The organism is Caulobacter sp. 1776, from assembly GCF_040545685.1.
GTDB lineage: Bacteria > Pseudomonadota > Alphaproteobacteria > Caulobacterales > Caulobacteraceae > Caulobacter.
Window position 1 is genome coordinate 350,101 of the sequence record NZ_JBEPMI010000001.1, and the last position, 14,746, is coordinate 364,846.

The following is a 14,746-nucleotide window of genomic DNA, read 5'->3' on the forward strand; positions in this document are numbered from 1 at the left end:
CTTGAAACGTCTTACGCCTATGTTCGCGGCCGCCCTGCTCGTCGGCGTGCTCGCCACGCCCGTCCTGGCCGGCGAGCCGATCAGCTCGCGCTTCAACGCTGATCCGTCGCCGCACGCGTTCAAGGGCGGCTACTACCTCTACGCCACCGACGACGCTTCCAATTCGGGGACCTATTGGGACTCGACCACCTGGCGGCTCTACACCTCCAAGGACCTGAAGACCTGGAAGGACGCCGGCGCGTTCCTGGGCGTGTCGGTGTTCAAGTGGGCCAAGCCCGACGCCAAGGCCTGGGCGCCCGAGGCGGCCTATCGGAACGGCAAGTACTACTTCTACGCCCCGGTCGGCGGCGACAAGATCGGCGTGGCCGTGGCCGACAAGCCCGAGGGGCCGTTCACCGACGCCATCGGCGCGCCTCTGGTCGACAAGGCTCGCGACGCCAACGCCGGCGCCGAGCCGATCGACCCGCAGGTGCTGATCGACGACAACGGCCAAGCCTACATGGTCTTCGGGACCCGTGCGCCCAAGATCGTCAAGCTGGGCGCGGACATGAAGAGCCTGGCCGGTCCGATCCAGGATCTGGTCGTCACCGGCTTCCCGGCCGACGATTCCAAGAAGAAATACGGAGAAGCGCCCTTCCTGCACAAGCGCAAGGGTCTCTACTATTTCAGCTTCTCGACCGGCTGGCCGGGCCAGATCGTCTACGCCACCTCCAACAGTCCGATGGGCCCCTACGCGTATCGCGGGGTGATCCTCGACTATCTGAAGATCTCGACCAACCACCAGGCGATCCTCGAGACCAAGGGCAGGACGTGGTTCTTCTACCACGACAACCTGCTGCCCGGCGGCGGCGATCACCGTCGTTCGATCGCCATCGAACCGCTGACGTACGCGGCCGACGGTTCGATCGTGGAGGTGAAGCCGAAGCCGGCGGCCAAATAGGCCTCAAGCGTCTCGCGTGGCGCGGAGCTTTTCGTTCAGCGCCACGCTCGCCGCCATGCGAGCCAGTTGCTCGGGCGTGGCCGGCGCCTGGTGGCGCGCTTTCCACTCGGCTTGGGGCATGCCGTAGATCGCCTCTCGCGCCGCCTCCTTGCCGATCGCGCCCTCGGACGCCTCGCTGACCCAGTCGGCCAGGCAGTTGCGGCAGAACCCGGCCTGACCCATCAGATCGACGTTCTGGACATCGGCGCGTAGGCGCAGGTGCTCGACAAGCCGATGGAAGGCGGCGGCGGCGATACGATCGTCGATCTGGGTCATGCGCGAATCCGGGCGGCGGGTCTGGAAGCGGCGAATGTGGGCGGAGACCGCCCACGGGACAATGGCCGCGTCAGCTCGCGGAGAAGTCGACAAACGCGCGCACGCCGCCCTGACGAAGCGTCAGGGCGGCGTGGCCGGGTCGCGGCGCGGCTCCTTTCTCCCACGGATCGCGCGCGCACCGCCGGAAGGCTTAGTTGCCGCGCGAGGCGGCCCCGTTGGCCGAGGCGTTGGCGCCATGGCGATCGGCCGATAGAGCTAGCGCGCCGCCGCCATTGGCCGAGGCGGACGACAGCAGACCACCGCCAGAACCGCCGGCCTCGGCCGACGCGCCCCGCTTGGAGGCCGAGGCCGAGCCGTCGCCTGAACCGCTCAAGCTGGCCGAACGGGCGGTATCGGCGGCGCTGGACGCCCCACCCTTGGCCCGGCTCGCGACCTGGCCGGCGTGGTCGCGGGCGTTGGCGGCGACATTGGAGACACCCGAGGCGACACCATTCGTATCCGGCAGGGCAAGGCCGCCGCCCTGCGCCGAAGCGTCGCCCGAAGCCGCGCCCGAGGCGCCGGAGCCGGCGATGGAACCCGCGCCGGTCAACGCGCCGGCCGCGTCCAAATTGGCGGAGCTCGCCGCCTTGCGAGCCTTGCCGCCGACGCGGCCGACCGTGTCAGCGCCCGTGCGGCCGGCGCTCGCCGTGCGCTCGCGCAGAGTGTCGCCGGCGCCGCGGACCCGCGAGATCGGACCACCCAGGTCGGACGCGCCGAATTGGCCGGAACCACTGAGCATGCCGCCGGCCGAGCCAGTCAGACCACCAAGGCCGCCGGTCAGATTGCCCGCGCCGTTGCCGGCGAGGCCGCCGCCCAGCAGCTGGGCTTGGGCCGGCGAGATGGCCAGGGCGCCGACCAGGGCGGCGACGGTCAGGAAGAGGGAGGGCTTGAACATCGTCATATCCTTCGAGGCTTGCCGCGCCGCGTCGGCGCTTCCACCCGGTCCAACGACGGGTCCGTCGCGATCCATCCCCACCGCGCGAACTTTTTAGAAATTAGCGTGCTCGGCCCACCAGGCCCTTGCCGAACACGGGATCGGGGCCGGGCGCGCCCAGATCGGCGGCTTGATTGGCGAGGGCCGCGAGGTCGGGCCGCGCCGCCAGACGCGCCGCGACCACGGGGGCGGCGTAGGAGGTGCCGCGCACGCTGGCCGCGCCGCCGCCCGGCGTCGCGACCTTCACCCCCGCGCCCAGCGCGGCGAAGTCGATGTGAGCGGCCTTGCCCGCCTCGGGCAGCAGCCGGCCCCTAGCGTCTACGCCGGTGACGGCCACCACGCCCGGATACGAGGCCGGATAGAGCGGCGGCGCGGCCGGACCGTCGTTGCCGACCGCAGCCACCACCAGGCAGCCACGCGCCACCAGCGCCTTGACGGCCGCGCGCAGGGTGGCGTTGTCGGGGCCAACCAGGCTGACATTGACCACTGGCGCCTTGGCCTGGGCCATCCAATTCAGCGCCCCCACGATCGCCGAGGCCGAGCCGCCCGTTGGTCCGCTTCCATAGACGTCGGCCGCGTAGACCCGCGAGCCCGCGCCCAATCCGCCGTAGCCCTTTCCAGCCAGCAGCGAGGCGACAGCCGTGCCGTGCGGGCTGGGGCCGCCGCCTGGCGCGAAACTACGCTGCTCGATCTCGACGCCTTTGAAGGCCGGATGTTTGCGATCAACACCGCCGTCCAGCAGGCCAACGCGGCCAGCGGGCAGCGCGGTCGCCGAGCCGGCCGAGGCAGCCGCCGGACCGGCTCCTCCCGCTCCGGCGTACAGATGGTTGAAGTCATAGGCGCCGTCTGGGTCGAGCTCGCGCGCCTTGCGCACGGCGGCCCGCACGTTCAAGCCGCCAGGCGGACGCAGCACGACGAGCCGCAGGTCCAGAGCCTCGGCGCGCTCCTCCCGCGCCACCGTGTAGCCGGCGGCGGCCAAACGCGCCAAGGCCTCGTCGTCGGGCGCGATGGCCAGCACCTCGGCCCGCACCACCGCCTGGCCGCGGTCGTCGAGATCCAGCGCGCGCGGATTGGCGCGGACCAAGGCGGTCAGGCGATCCAGTCGAAGATCGGCCACATCCAGCGCCCTCACCACCCCGCCTGCCCGCTCCAGCGGCTCACGCGCGATCTGGTCCACGCGCCCCAGCGGATCGCGCAGGTCCGGCGTGGGCAAGCCCGGCAGGACCTGCCCCACCGCCGTCGTGACCAGGGCTAGCGCGCCGAAGGCGCCGAGGATCAATCGTCCGCTCATGTATTTCCCGGATGCACCCGCGCCCTAGCTGGGCCTGGACGGCGCGGCGATGAAAGCGTTGGCTCCATGATGGATGAAACGTTCGGGCCGGATCGTTCTATCCAACGAGAACACGAAGGCGGAATCTTGGACGCATTCCAGACAGAGCTCGTCGCCCACGCCCCGCGATTGCGGCGGATGGCGCGCGCCCTGGCTCGCGATCCGGCCGACGCCGACGACCTCACGCAACTGACGCTGGAGCGGGCCCTGCTCCGGCGGGATCAGTGGCGTCCCGAGACGCGGCTCGACAGCTGGATGTTCCGGATCATGAAGAACGCCTGGATCGACGAGGCCCGCCGACGCTCGCGCTGGAGCAAGGTCACCGTCGCGCCCGAACAGGGCGCGCTCGCGGCCGATCCGGCCTCGGCCACCCTGGACGCGCGGTTAGGCCTGTCGGTTGTCGAGCGGGCCATGGCGGCCTTGCCCGATGAACAGCGTATCGCCGTCGCCCTCGTGCTGATCGAGGGCCTGTCCTACGACGAGGCCGCTGCCGTGCTGGAAACGCCCGTCGGCACCGTCACCAGCCGCCTATCGCGCGGTCGCGCGGCCCTGCAGGCCGCGCTCATCGACCAAGGAGCCCGCCCGTGACCGCCCCGCTCAGCTTCGACGACGAAACCCTCGCCGCCTATGTCGACGGAGAGCTGGATCCGGCCACGCGCACTCTGGTCGAGGCCACGGCCAAGAACGACGGCGATCTCGCCGCTCGCCTGAAGGCCCAGCAGGACCTGAAAGCCCTGCTGACCGGCCACTACGGTCCAATCGCCGACGAGCCCTTGCCAGAGCGTCTGCTGGAGACGATCCGTGGCGGCCGGTCCAGCTTGGCCGAGGTCGTTGATCTGGCCGCCCGTCGCCGCCCAGCGCCATCGACCAAGCCGGAGCGACCGCCCTTCCGATTGCCCACCTGGGCCGGCATGGCGGCCTGCCTTGTCGTCGGCCTGGCGATCGGCCGGCTGGCCATGCCCGCCGCGGTCGGTCTGAACGGCGACGCCAGGCAGACGCTCGTCGCCTCGGGGCCCCTTGCTCGCGCTCTAGACGGACAGGTCGCCGCCGACACGTCGGGGCCGATCCGCATCGGCCTCACCTTTCGCGACCATGACGGGGTCTACTGCCGGACCTTCCAGCCGAACGGCCGCGAAGGCTTAGCGGGCCTGGCCTGCCGCGACGCCGGCGTTTGGCGCCTGCGCGTCGCCAGTCCGATCCAGGCCGAAACCACCGCGGCCTATCGGACGGCCGGATCGGAGTCGCCGCCCGCGGTGCTGTCTGCGGTCGACGCGCTGATCGAGGGCGCGCCGCTGGACGCCGATGGTGAAGCGAAAGCTCTCGCCAGCCGTTGGCGTAGGTAAATCTTCCCGGAACGATCCGCTCACGCCAAGGCGGGCCAGATCTTCTTCCCCGGGATGGGAGGGGGCTTGTGAAGCTTGTAACTTGCAACCTAGGGTGAAACCGCTGCTCGTCGGGGAGCGCGTTTCATCTTGGGACCACTATGAAGAAATTGTTCGCGTGCGCCGCCCTAACCGTTCTATTGGCGGCGTCGCCCGCCTTGGCCGCCACGCCCGCCAAGGCCCCGCCGAAAGCCGCCGCCAAGGTCACCGGCGCGATGGCCGCGCCGCTGCCGATCGTCGACATTCCCCACACGACCTTCAAGCTGGCGAATGGCCTGACCGTTGTCGTGCACGAGGACCACAAGGCGCCGATCGTCGCGGTGAACATCTGGTATCACGTGGGCTCCAAGAACGAGCCTCCGGGCAAGACCGGCTTCGCCCACCTGTTCGAGCATCTGATGTTCAACGGCTCGGAGCATTTCAACGACGACTGGTTCAAGGCGCTGGAGAAGCTGGGCGCCACCGACATGAACGGGACGACCAACAAGGACCGGACGAACTATTTCGAGAACGTCCCGACCGCCGCGCTCGACCAGGTGCTGTGGCTGGAGAGCGACCGGATGGGCTGGTTGGCCGGGGCCATCGACAAGGCCAAGCTCGACGAGCAGCGAGGCGTCGTCCAGAACGAGAAACGCCAGGGCGAGAACCAACCCTACGGCCAAGTCTGGAACCTCGTCACCGATAGCACCTATCACCGAGATCACCCGTACGGCCACACCGTGATCGGCTCGATGGCCGACCTGGACGCCGCGTCGCTGGACGACGTGAAGACCTGGTTCAAGACCTATTATGGCCCGGCCAACGCCGTGATCGTCCTGGCCGGAGACATCACGGTCGCCGAAGCCAGGACCAAGGCCGAGAAGTACTTCGGCGACATTCCTTCGGGCCCGCCGGTGGCCCGCCAGACCGCCTGGACCGCCAAACGCACCGGCTCGCAGCGCGCCGAGATGCAGGACCGCGTGCCCCAGGCCCGGATCTACAAGATCTGGAACGTGCCGGGTTTCGGCGCGGCCGACCTGGAGTATCTGGACCTGCTCAGCGACGTGATGGTCTCGGACAAGACCTCCCGTTTCTATAAGCGCCTGGTCTTCACCGACCAGACCGCGACCCAGGTCGGGGCGAGCCTCAACACCAGCGAGATTGGCAGTCAGTTCGTGGTCACCATCACCGTCAAGCCGGGCGGCGATCCGGCGGCGGTCGAAAAGGCGTTCGACGAGGAATTCCAGCGCCTGATGCGCGATGGCCCGACGCCCGAGGAGGTGGCCAAGGTCCGCACCAACACCCTCGCCAACTTCGTGCGCGGGGCCGAGCGGATCGGCGGCTTCGGCGGCAAGTCCGACATCCTGGCCCAGAATCAAGTCTTCCTGGGCGACGCCGACGCCTACAAGCAAAGTCTCGAACGGGTGCGCGACGCCAAGGCCTCGGACCTTTTGGCCGCCGGCCGCAAATGGCTGACCGACGGTGACTTCACCCTGACCGTGACGCCGTTCCCCAACTACAAGCCGGCGAACACGGGCGCCGATCGCAAGGCCATGCCAGAGGTCGGGGCGATCAAGGCTCCGGCCTTCGTCAAGCTGCAGCGCGGAACCCTGTCGAACGGCCTGAAGGTCATCGTGGCCGAGCGGCACGAGACGCCACAGGTGCTGTTCAACACCCTGTTCGATGCGGGCCTGGCGGCCGAGGCCGGCGGCTCGAAGCCCGGCGTGTCCAGCCTGGTCATGGCCATGATGACTGACGGCACCACCCATCGCGACAACCTGACGCTCAGCCGCGAACTGGCGCAGCTGGGGATCTCGGCGGGCGGCTCCAATGGTCTGGACACCGCGTCGGTGTCGTTGAGCACCTTGACCGCGACGCTCGATCCGGCCCTGGCGATCTATGCCGATATCCTCCGTAATCCCGCCTTCACCCCAGAAGACCTCGATCGCCGCAAGCGCCTGTCGATCGCCGCGATCCAGCAGGCCAAGCAGAGCCCGAACGCCATGGCCTCCCGCGTCCTGCCGGTTCTGGCCTATGGCGAAGGCAGCGCCTACGGCCTGCTGTCCACCGAAGCCAGCGTCGACTCGATCACGCGCGAGGATCTGGTCGCTTTCCAGAAGGCCTGGCTGCAACCACGCAACGCGACTTTGATCGTCGTTGGCGACACGACACTGGCCCAGATCATGCCGAAGTTGGAGGCCCAGCTGGGCGGCTGGGCCGGCGCGCCCGCGAAGACCAAGCCGCCGCTGCTGACCCAACCGAAGAAAGGCGCGGTCTATCTGATCGACCGGCCCGGCGCGCAGCAGTCGATGATCATGGTCGGCGACCTTCTGGCGCCGCGCGATCCAGCGGATGAGGCCGCCATCGACGTCGCCAATGCCGTCGTCGGTGGCGACTTCGTCTCGCGCCTGAACATGAATCTGCGTGAGGACAAGCACTGGTCCTACGGGGCCGGCAGCTATGTGCGCGCCGCCCGGGGCACGCGGATGTTTGTGGCCTACGCGCCCGTCCAGACCGACAAGACCGCGGAGTCTTTCGTCGAAGCCCGCAAGGAGCTGACGGCCATCATCGGGAACCAGCCGATCACCGCCGCCGAGTTGGCCAAGGCCCAAAATGGCCTGACCCTGTCGATGCCGGGTTATTGGGAAACTGGCCGGGGCGTCTACGGATCGATCTCGGAGTTGGTGAACTTCAACCTGCCCGATAGCTATTTCGACGCCTATCCGAGCGAGGTGAGGGCAGTCACGACCGACACCGCCACGACAGCCGCCAAAAAGGCGATCAAGCCGGACGAGCTGATCTGGGTTGTGGTCGGCGATCGCGCGGTCATCGAGCCGAAACTAAAGGCCCAGGGCCTAGACCTGCGGATCATCGACGCAGACGCCAAGCCGGTTCAGTAGTCCGAAACTCAAAAGGCCGGGAGACGAACCTCCCGGCCGATCTCCCCTTCCGGATGATTTCTCGAGGAGGCGCTGAACGGCGATCCGCGCGAGGCGAGGCTATCGAGATTCCCGGTCGGCGCGCCCCGGCCCGGCCTTGGCGCTACCTTTTTGCGGACAAGGCCCCGCGCCCAGGCTCTGATCGCGACCCCGGGGCGCATTTAACCCTGCGCCGGCAGGCAACTTGTCGATTTCATGAGAAGAAAATGGCGCGCCCGGAACGATTCGAACGTCCGACCCTCAGATTCGTAGTCTGATGCTCTATCCAGCTGAGCTACGGGCGCGCATTGCCTTTCGGCGAGGCGGGGGAGATAGCCCGTTCATTCCGGGGACGCAAGCCCGGTTTGACCGATAATCTCGAAAAGTTTCGCGCACCGGCGTTCCCTCGCGAGCCAACCCTTGCACGGCCTGGGTTCAGAGCGATCAAATACGGCCGTTCGCCGGCTATCTGGACGTGACAGCACCGATTGATTGGTGTCCATGGACGCTTTCGGAGCGGCGGGCAGGCCGGTCCTTGAGTCCGCCTAAGAGGATCCGCATGCGTCGTATCGTGTCGCCTTCCCTGCTCGCCCTCGCCGCCTGTCTTCAACTGACCCTGGCCTCGGTCGCCGCCCACGCCGAGTCGATCGCGCTGGGCATGCCCACGCCCAGGCCAGCCGTGAACTCCACCCCCGCCAAGGGCATGGTCGCCGCGGCCAATCCGCTGGCGGTCGAGGCCGGCCTGCGCGTCTTGCGCGACGGCGGCGGCGCGGTCGACGCGGCCGTGGCCATCCAGGCGGTGCTGGGCCTCGTCGAGCCGCAGAGCTCGGGCCTGGGCGGCGGATCCTTCCTGGTGTTCTACGACGCCAAGACCGGCAAGGTGACGGCTTATGACGGCCGCGAGAAGGCTCCCAGCGGCGCGGGACCGGACATGTTCATGGGCCCCGACGGCAAGCCCCTGCCCTTCGTGCGCGCCGTATTGTCGGGCCGCGCCACCGGCGTGCCGGGCGCGGTGGCCATGCTGGCCCAAGCCCAGAAGGAGCACGGCAAGCTCGCCTGGAGCGCGCTGTTCAGCGACGCCGAGAAACTGGCGGCCGACGGCTTCGTGGTCAGTCCGCGCCTGGCCGGCATGATCGTCAGCCGCGCGCCGCAGGCCAATGCGCCGGACGCGGTGAAATACTTCACCAAGCCGGACGGAACCCGCTATCGGGCCGGCGACGTGCTGAAGAACCCGGCCTATGCCGAGACGGTTCGCCGGATCGCGACCGAGGGCCCCTCGGCCCTCTATGAAGGTCCGCTGGCCCAGGCGATCGTCGACCGCGTGCACGAGGGCGAGCTGCCGGGCAGCATCTCGCTGGAGGATCTGAAGTCCTACAAGCCGCGCTCGGCCGACGCTTTGTGCCGTCCGTGGAAGGTTTACAGCGTCTGCGTGCCCAATCCGCAGTCCAGCGGCCTGGCGGTCATCCAGGCGCTGCAGATGCTGGAGCACACCGACATCGGCAAGCGTGGGCCCACCGATCCTGTGGCCTGGACGATGCTAGCCCAGGCCGAGCGGGTGATGTACGCCGACCGCGATCGCTATGTGGGCGACCCGTCCTACGTCACCGTGCCAGTAAAAGGCCTGCTGGACCCGAAATACGTCGCCCAGCGCGCCAAGCTGATCACCCAGACGGCGGGCGAGGCGCCGCCGTTCGGCCATCCGAAGGGCGCCCCGAAGGTCGGCGTCGACGTGACCAAGGAGCCGGGCGGCACCACCCACCTCGTCGTGGTCGATCCCCAAGGCAACGTCGTGTCGATGACCACCACGGTCGAGAGCATCTTCGGCTCGGGCCGGATGGTCGGCGGCTTCTTCCTGAACAACCAGATGACCGACTTCTCGTTCTCGCCAAAGGAGAAGGACGGCGCGCCGGCGGCCAACGCCGTGGCGGCGGGCAAGCGTCCGCGCTCGTCGATGGCGCCCACCATCGTGCTGGACAGGAAGGGCAAGTTCCTGGCCGCCATCGGCTCGCCCGGCGGCAACGCCATCCTGTCCTACAATCTGAAGGCCATGGTCGGGCTGTTCTACTGGAACCTGAACATGCAGCAAGCCGTGTCGCTGCCGAACATCGTGGCGCGCGGCGACACGTTCTCCGGCGACGCCGACCTGTTCGGTCCGGCGATGCTGGCGGCGCTGAACGCGCGCGGCGTGCCGCTCAAGGTCGGCCAACTGGAGACCTCGGGTCTGCAAGGCGTGATCGTGCGCCCGAACGGCGTGCTGGAAGGCGGCGCCGATCCGCGCCGCGAAGGCGTGGCCAAGGGCCTCTAGAGCCTGTCCGTTTCTGATGGAAACATCAGAAACGGATAAACAGGCTCTATCTCAAACATTTGGAGCGTGGCGGACGCCGAAACCGCTCACACTTTCGGCTGCCACGCTCTAGACGGTCAGGTCTGGGCCTGGTGCTCTTCCAGGCCCGCCTCGACCTCGGCGCGAGAGAAAACCTCCTCCTGGCCGTCGATCAGCAGCTCGGCGTCCGCCGCGTCCTGCACCGCGATCATCGCCGCCACGCGGCGCAAGGCGGCCGGGGCGTCGGGCGCCTGAACGGTGATCTCGTGGATCGGCGCGCTGTCCGGCGACGCCCCGATCTTCACCGCGATGGTCCAGGTCGTCGTCATCGGACTCTCTCCTAGGAAGCGGACGCGTCGGCGGCGCGATCGTCGGGTTCGGGCAACGGGTCCGGAACGCCGGCCAGCGTAAGATCGAACACCGAGCCTCCCGGACCGGTTTCCACCAAAGCCAGGTCGCCGCCATGACCCTGGGCCAGCTCGCGGGCGATGGCCAGGCCCAGGCCCGTGCCGCCGCGCCGCACCGAGCCGACGAACGGCTGGAACAGGTTGGCGCGCGCCCGTTCCGGCACGCCGGGACCATCGTCGGACAGGCGCAGTATGCTCATGCCGTCGGCGCGACGCAGCTCGACGAACACCTTGCCCTTGCCCCCCCGGTCGGGCGCGCCCTCGATGGCCTCGCGGGCGTTGCGCAGCAGGTTGGTCAGTATGCGGTGCAACTGGTCTGGATCGGCCAGGACCTGCTCGCGCGGATCGATCACGGTCTCCAAGCCGACGCCTTGCGGCGTCAGGCCCGCGTCCTCGGCCGCCATCTCGAGGGCCGGGCGCAGCGACATCGGCCGCACGACCGGCTCCGGCTCCTTGGACTTGCCATAGGCCATGACGTCCGAGGCCAGGGTGATGGCGCGGTCCAGGGCGCGCTCCAGGCGCGGCAGCGCCTGGGCCACCTTGGGATCGCCGAGGGCCGCCAGGCGGTCGGAGGCCATCTGGGCGCTGGTCAGCATGTTGCGCAAGTCGTGATTGATCTTGGCCACCGCCTCGCCGAGGGCGGCCAGGCGGGCCTTGGAGGCCAAGGCGGTCAGCAGATCGGTCTGCATCCGGTCCAGCTCCAGCTCGGCGCGGCCGATCTCGTCGCGGCGCTTGGACACGGTGATGCGGGCGGCCGGGTCATCGGGATCGCCCCGGAAGGCCTCCATGGCCCGGGTGATCCGCTGCATCGGCCGGACCAGGAAGATGTTCAGGAAGGCGTAGACGAATAGGCCGGCCAGGGCGGCGACGAAGACGGTGATCCCGGTGAGGCGCCAGAAATAGGTGACCAGCAAAGCCTTCAGGGGGGCGTCTGGCAGCACGACCTCGACGAACTCGGCTTTCCGGAAGCGTGGCTCGGCCATCACCCGGACCATGCTGCCCTTGGGGCTGGTCAGGGTGAAGTAGGGCGCGGCCAGCCACGAGCCTGGATTCTGGCGGCGCAAGTCGACCAGATAGGGCGTCTCGAACGGCTGCTTGGGCGGCAGAACGAGACGCCGTGCGCCCTCGGCCTGCACCGCGACCGTAACGGCCCCGGCTTGGTCGAACATCTGGTTGGCGACCGCGTCGCTGACCCGCAGGTTCGGATCGGACTCGGCGATGGTCGAGGCCAGCTCGCCCGCCCGCACGCGGTCTAGCAGCCATTGCCGCTCGTAGTCGGCCAAGGTCGGCGGCAAGACCAGCAGGCCGCCCAGGGTGACGACGATGGCGGTGAACAGCAGCAGACGCGCCGACAGGCCGCCGGGCCACGGAAATCGCTTCCGGGGCGGGGCGGGCTCAGTCTCCGACGGCGAAACCGTTTCGACCATCCGGGGCGGCTACTTCTCGTCCAAAGGCTTTGGCGGCGGCGCGGCTCCGCGCCCTTTGCGCCAATGGCGCCACAAAGGCGGCAGAAAGGCCAGAACGCCCATGCCGATGATGGGAAGATAGATCCGTGGCGAGAAGAGGGTTTCCAGCGTCACGGGCCCGCCTTGCGCGAAGATGTGGCCAAGTCCCGCGCCGATCCCGGCATAGACGAATGAGCTCGGGATCATGCCCAGCACCGAGGCCAGGACGAAGGTGCGGATCGGAATGTTCATCAGCCCGGCCGCGACATTGACGATCAACAGCGGAAAGGCCGGGATCAGGCGCAGGGTCAGCAGGTAGTTGAACGCGTCGCCCTTGAAGCCTTCCTCGACCCGCGCCAGGAACGCGCCCGGCTTGCGGCGCAGGATGTCGCCGAACGCGGTGCGGAACACCAGATAGATGACCGTCGAACCGGCGCTGGCCCCCGTCACGGCCGCGAAGCCGCCGCCGATCGGCCCGAACAGGAAGCCGCCGGTCAGGGACAGGATCAGGGCCCCGGGCAGCGAGACCGCCACCGAGCCGATATAGATGGCCAGATAGATCGCCACGCACAGCAGGGGCCGCTCGTGGGCGAAGGCCTGCAGCTCACCGCCCCGCTCGCGCAATTGCTCCAGCGAGATGTGGCCGGCCAGGCCGCTGGCGAAGGCGGCCGCGAACAGGATCACGATAGCCGCGAGCGGCCCGAAACGGCGCAGCAGCGTCAGGGCGCGATCGCGTGTCATAGAACGCGTCATCGGGCGCCGACCGCGTCCTCGACCGCCGTGAAGCCGTCGGCGCGCAGACGAGCGGCCAGGTCGCGTTTGATGCGGGTGACAAGGCCCGGACCGCCATAGACCAGAGCCGAATAGAGCTGCACCGCGCGCGCGCCGGCGCGGATCTTGGCGTAGGCCCCCACGCCGCTGGCGACGCCGCCGGCGCCGATCAGCGTCACGCGGTCGGCGGCCGCGGCATGGAAGCGCGCCAGCACCGCTGTAGAAGCGTCCAGCAACGGCGCGCCCGAGAGACCGCCGCTCTCGGCGGCCTGGGCCGACTTCAAGTTGTCCGGGCGGGCGATGGTGGTGTTGCTGACGATGATACCGTCCAGGCCCGCGCCGACCACTGTCTCGACGATGGCCTCGACCTCGCCGTCTTCGAGGTCGGGCGCGACCTTCAGGAAGATCGGATAGTCGCGACCGGTCGTGACCTTCATCGCTTCCCGCGCTTCGGACAGGCGGCCCAGCAGGTCCTCCAGCGCCGCCTTGGTCTGCAGGGCGCGCAGGCCTGGCGTGTTGGGCGAGGAGATGTTGACGGTGAAGTAGTCCGACAGGCCCCACAGGCGGGTCAGGCCGGTGGCATAGTCCTCGATGCGGTCGCTGGCGTCCTTGTTGGCGCCGATGTTCGCGCCGACGACGCCCCCTTTGCCCCGACGGGCCGACAGGCGGCGGGCGAAGGGGTCGAGACCGTCGTTGTTGAAGCCCATGCGGTTGATCACCGCTTGGTCCTGGGTCAGCCGAAACAGGCGCGGGCGCGGATTGCCGGCCTGGGCCTGCGGCGTGACGGTGCCCGCTTCGACGAAGCCGAAGCCGGCGGCCAGCATGGCGTCGGGAACCTCGGCGTTTTTGTCGAAGCCGGCGGCCAGGCCCACGCAGTTGGGCAATTCCAGGCCAGCGAGCTTCACGGCCAGGATCGGATCGTCCGGACCGCCGTCGCGCGGGCCCAGGCCCAGCTTCAGGCCCCGAATGGCCAGGCCGTGCGCGTCCTCGGGATCGAAGGCGTGCAGCGCGCGGGCGGCGATGTCGTGAAGGCTCATGCGAGGTGACCGCCCAGTTGCGGAACGCCATCTGCGTCCAGGTGCAAATCGGCCTGGCTCAACACCTCGGAGACCAACAACGGCCGATAGAGGTGTGGAAACAGGGCCCCGCCGCGAGAAGCTTCCCACTTGAGATCCGCGCCCAGCCCTTCGGCCTCGACGCCTAGCAGGACCAGGTCGGCCTGGCCCTTGAACCACTTGGCCGCGGTCTCCTGGGCCTGGTCGGCGGCCGACAGATGGATGAAGCCGTCCACGAGATCGACGGCCGAACCCTCGAACTGGCCGGCGGCCTGGGCGGCCTCCCATTCGACGCGAGACAGGATCTTGTAGATCAGGGTCATTCGCCGCCGGCTCCGCCGTTCTCGTGCGCATAGAAGAGGTGTTCCAACACCGGGGGACCGCCGCCGCCCCAGCTGAACACCACGACCGTAGAGGTGGGGAAACGGCTTCGCAGCTTGTTGGTTTGGATCGGCGAGGCGCCGCCCTGCACGGCCAGACGCAGGGCCAGTTCGTGCATGCCGGGATTGTGACCGACGACCATGACCGTCGCGGCCCCATCGCCCTCGTCCTCCAGCGCCTGGACGATCTCTTCCGGGTCGGCGTGATAGAGGTCGCGCGAGAGCTCGACCCGCGCCTTGGGGAAGCTGGCCGCCACCTGCTCTGCCGTCTCTCGGGTGCGCCGGGCCGACGAGGTCAGCATCAGGTCGGGCTTCAGGCCCAGACCGGCCAGCATCCGGCCCATGACGGCGGCGTCGGCCCGCCCGCTGTCGGCCAAGGCGCGCTCGAAGTCGCCGCCGGTCTGGGCGTGCCGCTCGGCCTTGCCGTGGCGCATCAGGATCAGTCGCTCCATGCGACCTCCATAGCCGTCCGCCGCCCCGGCAGGAAGCCGGCGGTTGACACCTTCTTCGCCAAGCGCTCCAAGGCGA

General features: G+C 68.8%; 14 protein-coding genes and 1 tRNA gene. 5 read left to right on the top strand and 10 right to left on the bottom strand.

Annotated features, from left to right (window positions below; genetic code table 11):
• Position 1: 1 nt before the first annotated feature.
• Positions 2-940 (top strand): family 43 glycosylhydrolase, encoded by a 939-nt coding sequence (locus tag ABIC66_RS01400; RefSeq protein WP_354067513.1) that lies wholly within the window; start codon positions 2-4, stop codon positions 938-940.
• Positions 941-943: 3 nt separating this feature from the next.
• On the opposite strand, the gene ABIC66_RS01405 is transcribed toward ABIC66_RS01400, so the two are convergent.
• The 3 genes from ABIC66_RS01405 to ABIC66_RS01415 all read right to left on the bottom strand — a co-directional run bounded on the left by ABIC66_RS01405 (position 944) and on the right by ABIC66_RS01415 (position 3,519).
• Positions 944-1,255 (bottom strand): DUF1244 domain-containing protein, encoded by a 312-nt coding sequence (locus ABIC66_RS01405; RefSeq protein ID WP_354067515.1) that lies wholly within the window; start codon positions 1,253-1,255, stop codon positions 944-946.
• 190 nt (positions 1,256-1,445) lie between these two features.
• Entirely contained in the window at positions 1,446-2,189 is a 744-nt protein-coding gene (locus ABIC66_RS01410) for a hypothetical protein (protein ID WP_354067516.1), read from the bottom strand.
• A gap of 100 nt (positions 2,190-2,289) precedes the next feature.
• Positions 2,290-3,519, bottom strand: coding sequence for a S8 family serine peptidase (locus tag ABIC66_RS01415; RefSeq protein ID WP_354067518.1), 1,230 nt, complete (start codon positions 3,517-3,519; stop codon positions 2,290-2,292).
• A 69-nt stretch (positions 3,520-3,588) separates the two neighbouring features.
• Here ABIC66_RS01415 and ABIC66_RS01420 point away from each other — a divergent pair, with 69 nt between their 5' ends.
• The 3 genes from ABIC66_RS01420 to ABIC66_RS01430 all read left to right on the top strand — a co-directional run bounded on the left by ABIC66_RS01420 (position 3,589) and on the right by ABIC66_RS01430 (position 7,819).
• Positions 3,589-4,146, top strand: a complete 558-nt coding sequence (locus tag ABIC66_RS01420; RefSeq protein ID WP_354068344.1) for an RNA polymerase sigma factor — start codon at positions 3,589-3,591, stop codon at positions 4,144-4,146.
• Positions 4,143-4,901: an anti-sigma factor family protein gene (locus ABIC66_RS01425; protein WP_354067520.1), complete on the top strand. Its 759-nt coding sequence runs from the start codon at positions 4,143-4,145 to the stop codon at positions 4,899-4,901. The genes ABIC66_RS01420 and ABIC66_RS01425 overlap by 4 nt, the downstream gene beginning before the upstream one ends.
• A 140-nt stretch (positions 4,902-5,041) precedes the next feature.
• Positions 5,042-7,819: a M16 family metallopeptidase gene (locus ABIC66_RS01430; protein ID WP_354067521.1), complete on the top strand. Its 2,778-nt coding sequence runs from the start codon at positions 5,042-5,044 to the stop codon at positions 7,817-7,819.
• A gap of 246 nt (positions 7,820-8,065) precedes the next feature.
• On the opposite strand, the gene ABIC66_RS01435 is transcribed toward ABIC66_RS01430, so the two are convergent.
• A tRNA-Arg gene (locus ABIC66_RS01435) sits at positions 8,066-8,142 on the bottom strand.
• A gap of 254 nt (positions 8,143-8,396) precedes the next feature.
• Here ABIC66_RS01435 and ggt point away from each other — a divergent pair.
• Positions 8,397-10,142 (top strand): gamma-glutamyltransferase, encoded by a 1,746-nt coding sequence (gene ggt / locus ABIC66_RS01440; protein WP_354067523.1) that lies wholly within the window; start codon positions 8,397-8,399, stop codon positions 10,140-10,142.
• Positions 10,143-10,258: 116 nt separating this feature from the next.
• On the opposite strand, the gene ABIC66_RS01445 is transcribed toward ggt, so the two are convergent.
• Genes ABIC66_RS01445 through ABIC66_RS01470 form a run of 6 tightly spaced genes read right to left on the bottom strand, consistent with a single transcriptional unit; the run spans position 10,259 to position 14,670 of the window.
• On the bottom strand, positions 10,259-10,489 hold the full coding sequence (locus ABIC66_RS01445; RefSeq protein WP_354067524.1) for a hypothetical protein: 231 nt from the start codon (positions 10,487-10,489) through the stop codon (positions 10,259-10,261).
• An 11-nt stretch (positions 10,490-10,500) separates the two neighbouring features.
• Complete coding sequence (locus tag ABIC66_RS01450) at positions 10,501-11,994, bottom strand: ATP-binding protein (RefSeq protein ID WP_354067526.1); 1,494 nt, start codon at positions 11,992-11,994, stop codon at positions 10,501-10,503.
• A 9-nt stretch (positions 11,995-12,003) separates the two neighbouring features.
• Entirely contained in the window at positions 12,004-12,753 is a 750-nt protein-coding gene (locus ABIC66_RS01455) for a TVP38/TMEM64 family protein (protein WP_354067527.1), read from the bottom strand.
• An 8-nt stretch (positions 12,754-12,761) separates the two neighbouring features.
• Positions 12,762-13,820, bottom strand: coding sequence for a quinone-dependent dihydroorotate dehydrogenase (locus ABIC66_RS01460; RefSeq protein ID WP_354067529.1), 1,059 nt, complete (start codon positions 13,818-13,820; stop codon positions 12,762-12,764).
• On the bottom strand, positions 13,817-14,161 hold the full coding sequence (locus tag ABIC66_RS01465; RefSeq protein ID WP_354067531.1) for a DUF952 domain-containing protein: 345 nt from the start codon (positions 14,159-14,161) through the stop codon (positions 13,817-13,819). The genes ABIC66_RS01460 and ABIC66_RS01465 overlap by 4 nt, the downstream gene beginning before the upstream one ends.
• Positions 14,158-14,670, bottom strand: coding sequence for a SixA phosphatase family protein (locus ABIC66_RS01470; protein WP_354067532.1), 513 nt, complete (start codon positions 14,668-14,670; stop codon positions 14,158-14,160). Before ABIC66_RS01470 ends, ABIC66_RS01465 begins: the two co-directional genes overlap by 4 nt.
• Positions 14,671-14,746 lie beyond the last annotated feature (76 nt).